Origin of the sequence: Azospira sp. I13, from assembly GCF_003112695.1 — a bacterium.
Lineage (GTDB): Bacteria > Pseudomonadota > Gammaproteobacteria > Burkholderiales > Rhodocyclaceae > Azospira.
In genome coordinates, this window is record NZ_BFBP01000002.1 from 483349 (window position 1) to 497356 (window position 14008).

Genomic DNA, 14008 nt, shown 5'->3' on the forward strand with positions numbered 1-14008 from the left:
ATGCCTGCCGCACCACCACCCCGGCCAGGCACCCAGCGGGGCGCTGCCCTGCTGCTCTTCTTCCTCATCGTTTTCGTTCTCGGGGCCTACGCCATGCTGCGCCAGCTGGGCCCGCGGGACCTCTTCCAGAGCCAGGAGGGCGCCACCCAGCAAGCCCTCGCCCAGGCCAAGGAGGCCCTCCTCGGCTATGGTGCCAGCATCGTGCCGGCCGCCAGCTGCCTCAATCTGGCCAGCTGCGCCCGGCCCGGCGACCTGCCTTGCCCCGACCTCAACGATGACGGCGTTGCCGAGCCGTCCTGCGCGGCGGGAGCCCTGGGCCGCCTGCCCTGGAAAACCCTGGGCCTGCCCGACCTGCGGGATAGCAGCGGCGAACGGCTGTGGTATGCCCTGTCGCGCAACTTCCGCCCCCTTGACCGACAGGTGCTGAACAGCGACCTCGGCCCCGGCAGCCAAGGCACCCTGGCCCTGCGGGACCCCGGCGGCAGTGGCTGGATTCATGCGCCCCAGAGCGGCAGCGGGGAAAGCGGCGCAGTCGCGCTCATCATCGCCCCCGGCGCCCCCCTGAGGCGCTGTGACATCGGGCAGCAGAACCGGACGGCAGCCAACGCCAACGTCGCAGCCCATTATCTGGACCGCAACCGGCTCCCGGGGGATTGCAACGCCGGCCCCGGCAACGACGAGGACAACGCCGTTTTCAGCGATGCCGAGGCCGGAGCGGCAGCGCCCGACGGCTTCATCGCCGGCCCGGTCAGCGTCAGCAGCAATGACGGCCAGCTGACGCTGGTCAATGACCGGATCATCAGCATTTCCCGGGATGAACTGCTGGGGGTGGTAGAGCAGCGCATCGCCGGCGACGTCAGAACCTGCCTGGAAAGCTACTTCAAGGAACGGGGCGAATTCCCCTGGCCCGCCCCCTTGGCGCTGCCCGCTGCCTACCTGGGGCGGGTAGCCACCCTGGTCGGCCGCCTGCCGGACCAGGAAGAGGGCGCCGGCAGCCCCGAGGCTGCCCGCAGCGCCCTCTTCACCCTGCAAGCCACCATCGCCACCGCCAGCACCGCGGCCCAGCGACTGGCTGGAGCCACCCAGGTCCTGGTGCTGCTCTCCCAAATTCGTGGCATTGCCTACGCCATCTACGAAAATGTCCTGGCGGCCCAGAAGGCCGCCTACGATGCCAAGGACAAGGCGGCCAAGGCCGCTACCGCCAGCGCCAGCACCGCCGCCAGTAAAGCCGACCAGGCCGTAACCTACGCCAACACCATGGCCCAGGCCCTGCGCAAATCCCGGGTCGATCTTTTCCTGCCCCGCCTGGAAAGCGCCACCACCGCCCTGGAGACTGCACGCCAGGCGATGCTCGCCGCTCCGGGCAGCGGCACAGCCACCACCCTGGCCCAGCGGGCCGAGGAACTGCGCAGCCTGACCGCCGCACCCCGCACCCTCAACGCCGCCGTAGCCACAGCCCTCGGCAGCACTCAGGCCCAGGCCCTGAGTAGCCGGCTAACCGCCCAGGCTGCCGCTGCCCTGCCTCCCACCGCCACCTACGCCGATGCCGACCTGGCCGCCAGCCAGGCAGTGGCCGGGGCCCAGTCCCTGCGGGCAACCATCCTGCTCAACGGTACCAACATCCTGCCGGAGAACATCAGCCCCTATCTGGACTTGCTGGCGCAAAAGATCGCCGCCCTGGCTCTGCCCGCCGACCCTCAGGCCACCCAGGACCTGCGTAGCGCCACTGCCGGATATATTGCCTTTCTTGACGCCATCACCGGTGGCAGCAGCCTGATGGCAGCCCGGCAGACGGCCCGCGACGGGGCCCTGGCCCTGCAGAATGCGGTGGACGCCCTGGCTGCCGACAACGCCGCGCCCCTGCTCCTGACGGCAGTACAGAGCCAGGGAAGCAGCACCGCCAGCCTGGGCGCGGCCCTCGCCGGGGCGGTGGATGCCAACGGCGACAACCTCAGCCTGAGTACCCTGCAGGCCTACACCGGTGACCTGCAACTGGCCCGCAGCAGCGGCATCCTGAATAACATCAAGGCCAGTGCCGCCATCCTGCGGGACTACGAACAGGCGACTTACGATGATCTGGGCACCATCGTGGAGCTGGCCTTCAGCGGCTCCAACCCTTCCCAGCCGCCGGTTTACGACGCAGCCAGCGCTGGCATTGCCGCGGCCCAGTCGGTCATCGACGGAGGCGGCGGCAGTACCGGCGACTTCACCACACTGCTGACCCGCATCGACACCGCCCTGGCCTCACTCGACCGCCTGGATGCCAGCTACCAGGCCACGACCACGCCGCTGCCGGTGAGCTGGCCGAGCCAGTGCGCCTGGCTGGAGGGCATCAACGTCGACACTTGGTGGGCCCGCAACCAGTGGAAGGCCCTGGTTTTCTACCAGATCTACCGCAAGACCAACGATGGTTCCGCCGGCACCCTGACAATCAACGGCAAGGGCAAGAATCAGGTGGTGGTGGTCGCCGCCGGGCGGCGCCTGGCCAGCCAGGGTAGCCGCCCCTCGGCGGCAATCGGCGACTATCTGGAAGACATCAATGCTTCCCCCAGCCGCAACGCACCGGGGGATAATCCGGATGCAGCCTTCATCCGGAAGCCCTCCGGCAACGACTTCAACGACCATTTGCGATGACCTGCCCACCCCGCTCCCGCGTCTCGGGTTTTACCCTGGCCGAACTGGCTATCGTGCTGGTCATCATTGCCCTGCTGGCCGGTGGCATGCTGCTCTCCCTCTCCACCCAGAGCGACATGCGGGACAGCGGCGACACCCGCAAGCAGCTGGCGGACATCAACGAAGCCTTGCTCGGCTTTGCCGCCAGCCACTCGGCAACGGACGGCCGCCCCTACCTGCCCTGCCCGGATACGGATAATGATGGGGTGGAGCAACCCCGCTCCGGCAGCGGCGTCTGCCCCAGCCAGGAAGGAATCCTGCCTTGGGTCACCCTGGGTCTGGCGCAGACCGACAGCTGGCAGAACCATTACCGCTATCGTGTCGCCACCGGCTTCAGCAATGGCCAAACCGGCTTCTATCTGGGCATGCCGATCACTCCCGCCAACACCCTGCGGGTCTGTGACAACGCGGCCTGTAATGCCACCATTCTGGCCAGCGGCCTGCCGGTTGTGGTGCTCTCCCACGGCAAGAACGGCCTGGGCGCCATCAGCGCCAGCGGCGCCGCCAACCCGGTCTCTAGCGATGCCGATGAACTGGAAAATGGCGACGGCGACAATGATTTCGTCTCCCACACGCCCACCCCCGGCGGCTTCGACGACCAGGTCAGCTGGATTTCTCCCAACATCCTCTTCAACCGCCTCATTGCCGCCGGACGTCCCTTGTAGAGGCTTCTTGACCGCTAGCTTTGTGAGCATTTGTCAGGCTTTTCGCATTGACCTAGCCCGGGACCTCCTGCCAAACTCCCTGCAATTGCCCGTACTTCCGTACCGGCGCGCCTGGACTGCGCTGCTCCCATGCCCCTCAACAGCCTTCTCGAACCCTTCCGCGATGCCGGCCTGACCACCGGCGATACGGAGGAGATGCGCCTCAACAAGTCCCTGCTGATCTTCGCCACGGGCCTGATCAGTTCGGCCTCCATGCTCTGGCTGCTGCTCTACTGGCAACTGGGCCCCCGCTTTTCCTCCACCATTCCCTTCGCCTTCCAGCTACTGCTGACGGGTAACCTGCTGCTCTACTTCAAGACCCGCAACTTCACCCTGTTCCGCACCACCCAGCTGGGCCTCTTCCTCTTCGTGCCCTTCGTCGCCCAATGGAGCATGGGCAACTTCATCACCGCTTCGGGCATCAGCCTGTGGGGGCTGCTGGCCCCTATCGGCGCCATCCTGTTCTTCGGCGTACGGGAATCCCTGGCCTGGTTCATTGCCTACATTTTCCTCACGGTGCTCTCCGGCGGCTTTGACTATTACCTGGCGGACATGTCAGCCATGGAGGCGAGCAAGGTGCCGCTGCGCACCAGCATCTTCTTCTTTGCCCTCAATTTCTCCGCCGTTTCCAGCATCGTCTATCTGCTGCTGCGCTTTGCCACCCTGGAAAAGCAGAAACTCCAGGCCCGCATGGCCGAGGCCCACCAGTTGCTGCAGGCCGAACAGGAACGCTCGGAAAAGCTGCTCCTCAATATTCTCCCCGGTGCGGTGGCGGAACGGTTGAAGCACAGCAACCAGACCATTGCCGACGGCTTTGCCGACGTCACCGTGATGTTTGCCGACATCGTCAATTTCACCAAGGTGGCAGAGGGACTCTCGCCCCAGCAGGTGTTCTCCATGCTCAACCGCATTTTCTCGTCCTTCGACGAGCTGGCGGAGGCCTACGGCCTGGAGAAGATCAAGACCATTGGCGATGCCTACATGGTGGCCGGCGGCCTGAGCCAGGATCAGGACAACTACGCTGACGCCATCGCCGATCTGGCCCTGGCGGTGCGGGATCTGCTGCACCGGGACTTCGAAGTCAATCGCATGCATCTGGATGTGCGTATCGGCATCGGTACCGGCCCGGTGGTGGCCGGCGTAGTAGGCAAGAAGAAGTTCATCTACGACCTGTGGGGCGACACGGTGAACATCGCCAGCCGCATCACGGCGGAAGGGGTGCCCGGCATGATCCAGGTGGATGAAACCACCTACCGGCGCCTGCGCGAACGCTACGACTTCTACGAACCTCAGACCCTGTACCTGAAGGGCAAGGGCAACATGACGGTCTACCGCCTGAACGGCAAGAAGCCGGCCATTCCGGCAGTCCCCCAGGCCATTCCCGACATCATGGGCTAGGCAGCGCCAGGCGGAAGCACACCCGCCCGGGCCGATTTTCCTCCAAAGACAACTCGTACCCAGCCCCTGCTGCCAGGCGGGCGGCTTGGTACAGGCCGATCCCCAGGCCGCTGGCGGAAGCCACCGGCGCCCGCCCCAGATCGTCCACCAGGGTCTCTGCCACGGGGCTGCCTTCATCCTCCACCCGTAACACCAAGCCTTCGACCCGGCCCGTATCGGGCGCACTGAGGCTCACCGTCACCGGCAGGCCAGCCCCATCCTGGACCCGCTTGCCCAGGGCGTTTTGCAGCAGGTTGTCGGCCACCGCATCGAAGGCACTCGCCGGAACCCGGGCATTCCCCAGGGTGCCACGCAAGGTGAAGGCAACCCCCTGGTTGGCATAGCGCTGGACCAGGGCCGACCACCAGTCCGCGGCCAGCACTTCCGGCATGTCCGAGGCATCGGGCCGCTGCTCCAGCTTGTCCAGGGTCTGGCGCAGGCGCTGGGTAACCATGGGCAACTGGCGCTGCATCAGGGCCTGGAAGCGCTCCGCATCGTCCGGCCCGGCGGTTTCCGCCACATGGCACAGATTGGTGAGGGACTGCAGCAGGTTCTTCACGTCGTGGGTCAGACGTGCCCCGGTCTCATGCACGGCCTGCACGTAGCTCATCTGCTGCAAGGTCCGGCCTCGCAGCTTGGCCAGGTAGAACTCCGCCAGCAGCCGCAACAGCAGATGGAAGTGCAGGATCAGGGCCGGCGACAGCTTGTGCCGGGTACTCAGGGAAAGGCTCAGGGGGGGGCATTCGAAGGTTTGCTGGAATTCGCCTTGACCGCCGAATGTCCCGCTACGATGCTCGGCCCGCCATTCACCCCCCACCATCCAGGGCAGTACCAGCAACTCTTCCAGGGTGCGGGTAAGGAAAAGCTCCGGGTCCGCCTCCCGTTCTGCATGGAGGGTCAGACGACGCATCCATTGCTCGAACGGCAGGGCGACGCTCATCAGGTAGCGGGAGAAGAAAACACCAAACCCGGCAAAACCGCCCCGGGGGTCCCAGGCCCAGGCCAGGAGAAAAAGCAGCAGCGCCATGACCAGCACGGTGGAGGCCACCGAAGCACCGTAGCTGGTGCCATCAAGGAGCATAAAGGCGAGGCTGCCGAGCACCAGCACGGCGAGCAGTAGCAGGACGAACAGGCTATAGACGAAATCCACCATTTCCGCCCGCCGCACGGGAGCGGGGGAGGCAGTCCTGGGCCACAGCAACATCAGCAGCAGCAACAGGGGCAAGGCATAGCGGAAAAGGGGCTCCAGTTCGGAAGCCGGAGACAGGCGCTGGGGCACCACCTGGGGCACCAGCCAGCCCAGCAGGGCGACAAGCAGATAGCCGAAGGCCAACAAGAGGAAGATCCGCTGCCGGCGCTGGCGCACATACAGCACCCGCCCGCCGACCACGGCGGCGAGGGTAGCCGTCCAGAAAATCAGCAGCCACAGGTTGAGGTTGAAGGTGAGCAGGGCCACCCCGCCCAGCACGCCCACCAGTTCGAGAGCGCTGAGACGGCGCGCCGTTTCGACAAAAGGCTGCCAGAGGATGAAGAGGCCCACATGGACCAACCACAGCCCCTGGCCCAGCAAAGCCCGGGGCCCCAGGGCGAGGGCGCCGTAGAAGAAGGCAAGCAGCACCACCAGCAGGACTTCCTGGCGCAGCAGCAAGCGGCTCATCCAGTTCAGCATCCCCAGCTCCGCCTCTCGAAACGGCAAAATTTGAACAGCACTGTCAAAAAACCAACACCTCGCCAGCACTCGTAAGGGAATTTACCGGCAAAACGGCCAAAAATCCCCATTTAGCCGGGAACCGAGTCCCGGCACGAGACATGCTTTACAATTCACACCCAAGCACTCACTCAAGTATCGGGTCATAAGGAGACCACCATGTACGCACGTCAAAAGGGTTTTACCCTCGTTGAAATTGCCATTGTACTCGTCATCATCGGCCTGCTTCTTGGCGGGGTGCTGAAGGGTCAGGAACTGATCACCCAGGCCAAGATCAAGAATGTGGCCAACGACCTGAACGGCATGAGCGCCGCGGTTTATGGTTACCAGGATCGCTACAAGCGCTTCCCTGGCGACGACAATGGCGCCGCCACGGCAGGAGCGGTTGTGGGCCGCTGGGGTGGGACGACCGCCAATGGTGACGGTAACGCCCAAGTGGGTGCTGTTGGCCTGGGTGCAGTTCTGGATTGTTCAGCAGGCGCTAATGCCGCTGCCGAAAACTGCCTCTTCTGGCAACACCTTCGCCTGGCCGGCTTCATCGGTGGCGACACCACCAATGTCCTCGCTCCCCAAAACGCGGTTGGCGGCGTTCTCCATGTGCAGAATGGCGCACTGGGTCTGACTGGATTGGTACTGTGCAGCACCAACCTGCCTGGCAAGATTGCCAATGCCATCGACGCCCAATTCGATGATGGCCGCCCCAATGCGGGCCAGGTCCGGGGCATTGCCGGAGTAGCCGGTGCCTATGCCCTCGACACTGCAACCAATGCTCTCGCTGCCTCTTACTTGGACGACGGCGCAACGGTTTATACCGTTTGCAAGACGCTCTAACAAACAAGACAAAGTACGTAAAAAAGCCCGCCATCCGGCGGGCTTTTTCTTTGGCGCCAGAGCAAAACCTCCGCCTGACGCCAGGGCGGTTTGGGTAGCTACCCCTTAAGCAAGCGGTCCTCCGCCGCCTCCAGCCCTTCCACCGTCCCCAGCAGGACCACCACGTCGCCTTCCCGCAGGCAGGTTTCAGGCAGGGGCTCCAGGGCCCGGATGTCACGCCGACGCACGGCGCTGACCTCCACGCCGAAGGAGGCCAGGTCCAGCTCGGCCAGAGTACGCCCGACACCATAGGCGCCAGCACCGATAGCCACGGAATGCAGGCGGGACTGCTGGTTCTCGCCCAGATCGGCCTCCCGGTCGGAAACCCCGTGGAAGAAGCCTCGCAGCAGGCGATAACGCTGCCCCCGGATATCGCGGATCATTTTCAGCACGCGGTTCAGGGGCACCCCGAGCAGCACCAGGGCGTGGGAAGCCAGCATGATGCTAGCCTCCAGGGATTCGGGCACCACTTCCGCCGCCCCGGCCCGGCTCAGGGCATCCATGTCCGCTTCGTCGGCGGTACGCACCACCACCGGCATGTCGGGCTTCAGCTCCCGGACATGGTGCAGCACCTTCTCCGCCGCCGGGGTATTGGCAAAGCTGACGATGACCACGCTGGCCCGGGCCAGGCCGGCCGCCACCAGGGTTTCCCGACGGGCGGCATCGCCGTAGACCACGGTTTCACCGGCTGCCGCCGCTTCCCGCACCCGCTCGGGGTCCAGGTCCAGGGCCACGTAGGAAATGTGCTCCCGGGAAAGGAAGCGGGCCAGGTACTGGCCGCTACGGCCGAAGCCGCAGATGATGGCGTGCTTCTCGGTGCTCATGGTCTGGGCCGCAATTTTGGTCAGTTCCATGGAGCGCATCAGCCATTCGCTGGCGGCAAAGCGCAGCACCACCTTATCGCTGTACAGCACGATGAGGGGTGCCAGGAGCAGGGAAAGCACCAGGGCCGCCAGGGTCACTTGGAGCACGGGTTCGGGCACCAGATTGCTGGCGCTCACTTCCGTCAGCAGCACAAAACCGAACTCACCCCCGGCACACAGCCACAGGCCAACCCGCAGGGCATTGCCCGGCGTGGCGCCAAAGGTGCGGGAGAGGGCGGCGATCAGGCCGAACTTGACCAGCAACAGGCAGGCCAGGGCTGCCAGCACCCAGGGCAGGTATTCGATGACGGCTGCACCGTCCAGCAACATGCCGACCGTGACAAAGAAAAGGCCCATCAGCACGTCGCGGAAAGGCTTGATGTCTTCCTCCACCTGGTGCCGGTATTCGGTTTCGGAAATCAGCATGCCGGCGACAAAGGCCCCCAGGGCCAGGGACAGACCGGCCATTTCGGTGATGTGGGCCAGCCCCAGGGTGATCAACAGCACATTGAGCATGAACAGCTCGGCCGACTTGCCCCGGGCGACGATGTAGAACCACCGCCGCATCAGCTTCTGGCCAAGGAACAGCACCAGGGTCAGGACCAGGGCCGCCTTGCCCATGGCCCAGGCGATTTCCAGGGCCATCTCCCCAGGGGGCCGGGAAAAGGCGGGAATAAGGATGAGCAGGGGCACCACGGCCAGGTCCTGGAACAGCAGCACGCCGATGACATCCCGCCCGTGGGGGGATTCCAGTTCCAGACGCTCCGCCAGCAACTTAGAAAGGACGGCGGTGGAGGACATGGCGAGGACCCCGCCCAGGGCCACACCGGCCTGCCAGCCAAGCCCGGCGCCGATACCCACGCCCACCGCCAGCACGATGGTCAGCAGCACCTGCATCAGGCCCAGCCCGAATACCACCCGCTTCATGGCGTAGAGCTTGGGCAGGGAGAATTCCAGGCCGATAGAGAACATCAGGAAGACCACGCCGAATTCGGCCAGGTGCTCGGCGCCGCTCACGTCCTTGATGAAATTGAGGGCGTGGGGGCCAATGGCGGCGCCCACCAGCAGGTAGCCGAGAATGGGCGGCAACCCGAGGCGGCGGAACAGGGTCACCACCAAGACGGCAGCGGCGAGCAGCAGCAGGACCAGTTGCAGGGAATTCATGGACGCAGAAAAGTCGGGGGAGAGGCGGAAAACCGCGCCCCGCCGGGCTGACGGGGCAGGGGTGGTATACTTGTAGCAATCATAACCGCTGCATTCCCATGAACCAAACTTCCGTGCCTGAAACGCCGCCCGTCCCCTCCCCTGCCACCTCCCCCGTGCTCGAACTGGCACGGCAGGTGTTGCGCATCGAGGCGGAGGCGGTGGCCGCCCTGATCGACCGCCTGGACGGCGCCTTTCTCGACGCGGTAAACCTCATTCTCAACTGCTCCGGCCGGGTCATCGTCAGCGGCATGGGCAAGTCGGGCCACGTCGGCCGCAAGATCGCCTCTACCCTGGCCAGCACCGGCACACCCGCCTATTTCGTGCATCCGGCGGAAGCCAGCCACGGCGACCTGGGCATGATCCTGCGTCAGGATGTGCTGATCGCCCTCTCCAACTCCGGCGAAAGCGCCGAGTTGCAGGCCATCGTGCCCATTATCAAGCGTCAGGGTGCCAAGCTCATCGCCATGACCGGCAACCCCCAGTCCTCCCTGGGCAAGGAAGCGGACGTGCACCTCAATGCCGGTGTCGCCCAGGAAGCCTGCCCCCTCAACCTGGCCCCCACCGCCAGCACCACTGCAGCCCTGGCCCTGGGCGACGCCCTGGCCGTGGCCCTGCTGGATGCCCGCGGTTTCGGCCCGGAAGATTTTGCCCGCTCCCACCCCGGCGGTTCCCTCGGCCGTCGCCTGCTGACCCATGTGCGGGATGTCATGCGGGCCGGCGAAGCCGTGCCCCGGGTGACGCCGGAAGCCACCTTGGCGGAAGCGGTGCTGGCCATTTCCAAAGGCGGCCTGGGCATGACGGCCGTGGTGGATGGGGAACAGCGCGTCCTCGGTATTTTCACCGATGGCGACCTGCGCCGGGCTTTTGCCCGGGACGTGGACCTCAAGGCCGTGCGCATCGACGCCGTGATGAGCCCCGCCCCCCGCTGCATCGCCCCGGAGAAGTTGGCGGTGGAAGCGGTGGAAATGATGGAACGCTGCAAGATCAACCAGCTGCTGGTGGCCGATCCCCAGGGCCGGCTGCTGGGCGCCCTCAACATGCACGACCTCTTCCAGGCCAAGGTGATCTGATGTCCGCCGCCCCCCAACTCAAGCTCATGGCCTTCGACGTAGACGGCGTGCTCACCGACGGCAGCCTCTACTACACGGAAGACGGCAAGGAATTCAAGGCGTTCAACACCCTGGATGGCCATGGCCTGAAGATGTTGCAGAAATCCGGCGTCCGCCTGGCCATCATCACCGGCCGCAAGTCCGGCTGCGTCGAACATCGTGCCCGCAACCTGGGCATCGACCTGCTCTTTCAGGGCGTCGAGGACAAGCGCCAGGTCATGGCCGAGCTGCTGCAACGGGAAGGCATCAGCTTTGCCGAAGCCGGCTACATGGGCGACGACGTGGTGGATCTGCCCATCATGCGGGCCTGCGGCTTTTCCGCCGCCCCCGGCAACGCCCATGCCTTCGTCAAGCGCCATGCCACCTATGTAGCCGAACAGCTGGGTGGGCGGGGCGCCGTGCGGGAAGTCTGCGAGCATCTGCTGCAACAGCGGGGCCAGCTTGAGGCACTGCTGGACGCCTATCTGCAATGAAACGTCTGGAACGCTTCGCCAGCGCCCTGTTCCCCATCGTCCTGCTGGGGACCCTGGCGGCGGCCACCTTCTGGCTGGCCAAAGCCACCCAGTTGCCGGAGCCGGACCGCAGCGGCAAGTTCCGCCACGATCCGGATTACTTCGTGGACAACCTGACCATGAGCCGGCTCGACAAGCAGGGCACCCTGCGCTCCACCGTCACCGGCAAGCATTTGGTGCATTACCCGGACACCGACGAAACCGACGTGGAACAACCCACCGCCCGCTTCTACAAGCCCGGCCGGCCCACGGTTACGATGAGTAGCGATGTGGGCCATATCAACAGCGACGGTAGCGAGGTCAAACTGACCCATAACGTCAAGGTCGTGCGGGACCCCAGCAAGGAGCGGGAAGCCATGGTGGCCACCGCCCCCGACCTGCTGGTGTACCCTGATGCTGAAACCGCCCACACCCCCAGCCAGGTGCGCATGGTCCAGGGAAAGTCCTGGGTCCAGGGCCACGGCCTGCGGGTGGACAACGCCACCATGACTACCATTCTCGAATCCCGGGTGACGGGACAATTCGCCAGCAAACACGAAAAGCGCTGACCATGAGCCGACATTACGCCGCCCTGCCCCTGGGCCTGCTTCTTCTGGGCCTCGCCGCCCCCCCCGCCCTGGCGGAAAAGGCCGACCGGGAAAAGCCCGTGAACCTGGAGGCCGACCGGGTCACCGTGGATGACGCCAAGAAGGTGCACATCTTCGACGGCAACGTCACCCTGACCCAGGGCACCCTGGTCATCCGCGGCGACCGCATCGTCGTCACCCAGGATGACAGCGGCTTCCAGAAGGGCATCGCCACCGGCAATCCGGCCAAGTTCAAGCAGAAGCGCGAGGGCCGCGACGATTACGTCGAGGGCATCGCCCTGCGCATCGAGCACAATGCCAAGACGGAAAAGACCGAACTCTTCGACAAGGCCTGGGTGAAGAGTGGCCAGGACGAAGTCCGCGGCCATTACATCCAGTACGACTCCCTCACCGAGCAGTACCTGGTCACCGCCTCCAAGGTGGCCGGCGAAGCCAGCCCCGGGGTGCCGGCCGGGCGGGTGCGGGCCATCATCCAGCCGAAAAACAAGGACAACGAATCACAATCAGAAGGAGCTGCGGGTAGCAGAGGATCCCTAACCCTAAAGCCCTCTATTTCCCTCCCATCTCGCAAGGAGTAACGCCTCGTGACCTACGAGTACATCATCGCTGAAGCCAAAGGCCGTGTCGGCCTCATCACCCTCAACCGCCCCAAGGCCCTCAACGCCCTGTGCGACCCCTTGGTGGATGAGCTGGGCGACGCCCTCACCGAATTCGAAGCCGACGAGAACATCGGCTGCATCGTCATCACCGGTTCCGACAAGGCTTTTGCCGCCGGCGCCGACATCAGCATGATGAAGGACTTCTCCTACATGGACGCCTACAAGGGCGACTACATCACGCGCAACTGGGAAAAGGTGAAGACCTGCCGCAAGCCCGTCATCGCCGCGGTGGCCGGCTACGCCCTGGGCGGCGGCTGTGAACTGGCCATGAGCTGCGACTTCATCATCGCCGCCGACAACGCCCAGTTCGGCCAACCCGAAGTCAAGCTGGGCATCCTCCCGGGTGCCGGCGGCACCCAGCGCCTGCCCCGTGCCGTGGGCAAGGCAAAAGCCATGGACCTGTGCCTCTCCGCCCGCATGATGGATGCTACCGAAGCCGAGCGCGCCGGCCTGGTTTCCCGCATCGTGCCCGCCGACAAGCTGCTGGAAGAGACCCTCGGCGCCGCCGAGAAGATCGCCTCCTACTCCCTGCCGGTGGTCATGATGATCAAGGAAAACGTGAATCGGGCCTTCGAAAGCAGCCTCAACGAAGGCCTGCTCTTCGAGCGTCGCCAGTTCCACGCCGCCTTTGCCCTGGAAGACCAGAAGGAAGGCATGGCCGCCTTCGTCGAGAAGCGCAAGCCGGCCTTCAAGCACCGCTAAGCAAGCTCCGGGGCGGCATTCGCCGCCCCATCCCCGCCGCCGCCAGGCCGCCCAAAACCCTCTCCTAACCCCCTGTTTCCAAAGCAAAGAAATATTTTTGTGCGACGCACAAAAAATGCTTGACAGGAATCCGCCGCCCCCTATAATTGGGCCTACATGTTGCAGCGCAACAACCGGCAGCAGCCATAATAAAAGCCAGTCAAGCATTGCCCTGCGGATGTTTCACCACTGACTTTTTAGGAGATGACCATGACCAATTTCGCCACCCCCGAACAATTCGCCGCCGCCAACAAAGCCACCGTTGACTCCCTGCTGGCCCTGGCCAACACTGCTTTCGCCAGCGCCGAGCGCATCGCCGCCCTGAACCTGCACACCGCCCGCGCCGTCATCGAAGACAGCGTCGCCAACACCAAGGCTCTGCTGGGTGCCAAGGATGCTCAGGAAGCCCTGTCCCTGCAGGCCTCCCTGACCCAGCCCAACGTCGAGAAGGCTGTTGCCTACTCCCGTAGCGTGTACGAAATCGCCGCCCAGACCCAGGAAGAACTGACCAAGGTCGTGGAAGTGCAATTCAACGAATTCAACAAGAACGTCGCCGGCCTGCTGGACAAGGTTTCCAAGACCGCTCCCGCCGGTTCCGACGTGGCCGTGGCTGCCGTCAAGTCCGCCATCGCCGCCGCCAACTCCGCTTACGACAGCATGAACAAGGCTGCCAAGCAGGTTGCTGAAATCGCTGAAGCCAACGTTGCTGCCGCCACCAACGCCACCGTCAAGGCTGTGGGCGCCACCTCCGCTGCCGCTGCCACCGCTTCCAAGAAGAAGACCGCCTAAGACTTCTTCAAGGCGAACAGCACCCAAAACCCCGGCCTGGCGCCGGGGTTTTTACCATCTGGCCGCTGCAATGTGGCGGCAATACATATTTGCTATACTGGATGCATTCGGCCCTACTGAAACGACATATCTCCGAATATGCCGGCTGAC

Annotated in this window: 12 protein-coding genes; 10 read left to right on the forward strand and 2 right to left on the reverse strand. The window is 64.7% G+C overall.

The genetic code is table 11. The features are described from left to right. The 3 genes from AZSI13_RS02320 (at nt 1) to AZSI13_RS02330 (ending at nt 4775) form a co-directional block, all read left to right on the forward strand. A complete protein-coding gene (locus AZSI13_RS02320) occupies nt 1-2634 on the forward strand; it encodes a hypothetical protein (RefSeq protein ID WP_109039567.1) in 2634 nt (877 codons plus the stop codon). Next, on the forward strand, nt 2631-3338 hold the full coding sequence (locus tag AZSI13_RS02325) for a type II secretion system protein (RefSeq protein ID WP_109039568.1): 708 nt from the start codon (nt 2631-2633) through the stop codon (nt 3336-3338). Before AZSI13_RS02320 ends, AZSI13_RS02325 begins: the two co-directional genes overlap by 4 nt. Before the next feature lie 129 nt (nt 3339-3467). Next, a complete protein-coding gene (locus AZSI13_RS02330; RefSeq protein ID WP_109039569.1) occupies nt 3468-4775 on the forward strand; it encodes an adenylate/guanylate cyclase domain-containing protein in 1308 nt (435 codons plus the stop codon). On the opposite strand, the gene AZSI13_RS02335 is transcribed toward AZSI13_RS02330, so the two are convergent. Continuing rightward, nucleotides 4765-6483: a HAMP domain-containing sensor histidine kinase gene (locus tag AZSI13_RS02335; protein WP_109039570.1), complete on the reverse strand. Its 1719-nt coding sequence runs from the start codon at nt 6481-6483 to the stop codon at nt 4765-4767. The genes AZSI13_RS02330 and AZSI13_RS02335 overlap by 11 nt on opposite strands. A gap of 198 nt (nt 6484-6681) precedes the next feature. Between AZSI13_RS02335 and AZSI13_RS02340 the strand changes: the two genes are divergently transcribed. Beyond that, on the forward strand, nt 6682-7353 hold the full coding sequence (locus tag AZSI13_RS02340) for a prepilin-type N-terminal cleavage/methylation domain-containing protein (protein WP_109039571.1): 672 nt from the start codon (nt 6682-6684) through the stop codon (nt 7351-7353). Between the two features lie 98 nt (nt 7354-7451). Here the strand turns inward: AZSI13_RS02340 and AZSI13_RS02345 are convergent, their stop codons facing one another. Further along, the gene (locus AZSI13_RS02345; protein ID WP_109039572.1) at nt 7452-9419 is read right to left on the reverse strand and encodes a monovalent cation:proton antiporter family protein; all 1968 of its coding nucleotides are present in this window, start codon (nt 9417-9419) and stop codon (nt 7452-7454) included. A 98-nt stretch (nt 9420-9517) separates the two neighbouring features. Between AZSI13_RS02345 and AZSI13_RS02350 the strand changes: the two genes are divergently transcribed. From AZSI13_RS02350 to AZSI13_RS02375, 6 genes are all read left to right on the forward strand, one after another. Then, complete coding sequence (locus tag AZSI13_RS02350; protein ID WP_109039573.1) at nt 9518-10531, forward strand: SIS domain-containing protein; 1014 nt, start codon at nt 9518-9520, stop codon at nt 10529-10531. After that, nucleotides 10531-11043, forward strand: coding sequence for an HAD family hydrolase (locus AZSI13_RS02355; RefSeq protein WP_109039574.1), 513 nt, complete (start codon nt 10531-10533; stop codon nt 11041-11043). Before AZSI13_RS02350 ends, AZSI13_RS02355 begins: the two co-directional genes overlap by 1 nt. Further along, nucleotides 11040-11630, forward strand: coding sequence for an LPS export ABC transporter periplasmic protein LptC (lptC, locus tag AZSI13_RS02360; RefSeq protein ID WP_109039575.1), 591 nt, complete (start codon nt 11040-11042; stop codon nt 11628-11630). The genes AZSI13_RS02355 and lptC overlap by 4 nt, the downstream gene beginning before the upstream one ends. A 2-nt stretch (nt 11631-11632) precedes the next feature. After that, nucleotides 11633-12247: a lipopolysaccharide transport periplasmic protein LptA gene (gene lptA / locus AZSI13_RS02365; protein ID WP_109039576.1), complete on the forward strand. Its 615-nt coding sequence runs from the start codon at nt 11633-11635 to the stop codon at nt 12245-12247. Nucleotides 12248-12253: 6 nt separating this feature from the next. After that, on the forward strand, nt 12254-13030 hold the full coding sequence (locus AZSI13_RS02370) for an enoyl-CoA hydratase (protein WP_109039577.1): 777 nt from the start codon (nt 12254-12256) through the stop codon (nt 13028-13030). Nucleotides 13031-13279: 249 nt separating this feature from the next. Continuing rightward, complete coding sequence (locus AZSI13_RS02375) at nt 13280-13858, forward strand: phasin family protein (RefSeq protein ID WP_109039578.1); 579 nt, start codon at nt 13280-13282, stop codon at nt 13856-13858. Nucleotides 13859-14008 lie beyond the last annotated feature (150 nt).

Excerpts from the sequence above, each read along its gene's own strand:
- AZSI13_RS02325 (WP_109039568.1), top strand. The coding sequence starts at position 2,631 with ATGACCTGCCCACCCCGCTCCCGCGTCTCGGGTTTTACCCTGGCCGAA.
- lptC (WP_109039575.1), top strand. The coding sequence starts at position 11,040 with ATGAAACGTCTGGAACGCTTCGCCAGCGCCCTGTTCCCCATCGTCCTG.
- lptA (WP_109039576.1), top strand. The coding sequence starts at position 11,633 with ATGAGCCGACATTACGCCGCCCTGCCCCTGGGCCTGCTTCTTCTGGGC.
- AZSI13_RS02340 (WP_109039571.1), top strand. The coding sequence starts at position 6,682 with ATGTACGCACGTCAAAAGGGTTTTACCCTCGTTGAAATTGCCATTGTA.
- AZSI13_RS02345 (WP_109039572.1), bottom strand. The coding sequence starts at position 9,419 with ATGAATTCCCTGCAACTGGTCCTGCTGCTGCTCGCCGCTGCCGTCTTG.
- AZSI13_RS02330 (WP_109039569.1), top strand. The coding sequence starts at position 3,468 with ATGCCCCTCAACAGCCTTCTCGAACCCTTCCGCGATGCCGGCCTGACC.
- AZSI13_RS02375 (WP_109039578.1), top strand. The coding sequence starts at position 13,280 with ATGACCAATTTCGCCACCCCCGAACAATTCGCCGCCGCCAACAAAGCC.
- AZSI13_RS02320 (WP_109039567.1), top strand. The coding sequence starts at position 1 with ATGCCTGCCGCACCACCACCCCGGCCAGGCACCCAGCGGGGCGCTGCC.
- AZSI13_RS02355 (WP_109039574.1), top strand. The coding sequence starts at position 10,531 with ATGTCCGCCGCCCCCCAACTCAAGCTCATGGCCTTCGACGTAGACGGC.
- AZSI13_RS02335 (WP_109039570.1), bottom strand. The coding sequence starts at position 6,483 with ATGCTGAACTGGATGAGCCGCTTGCTGCTGCGCCAGGAAGTCCTGCTG.
- AZSI13_RS02350 (WP_109039573.1), top strand. The coding sequence starts at position 9,518 with ATGAACCAAACTTCCGTGCCTGAAACGCCGCCCGTCCCCTCCCCTGCC.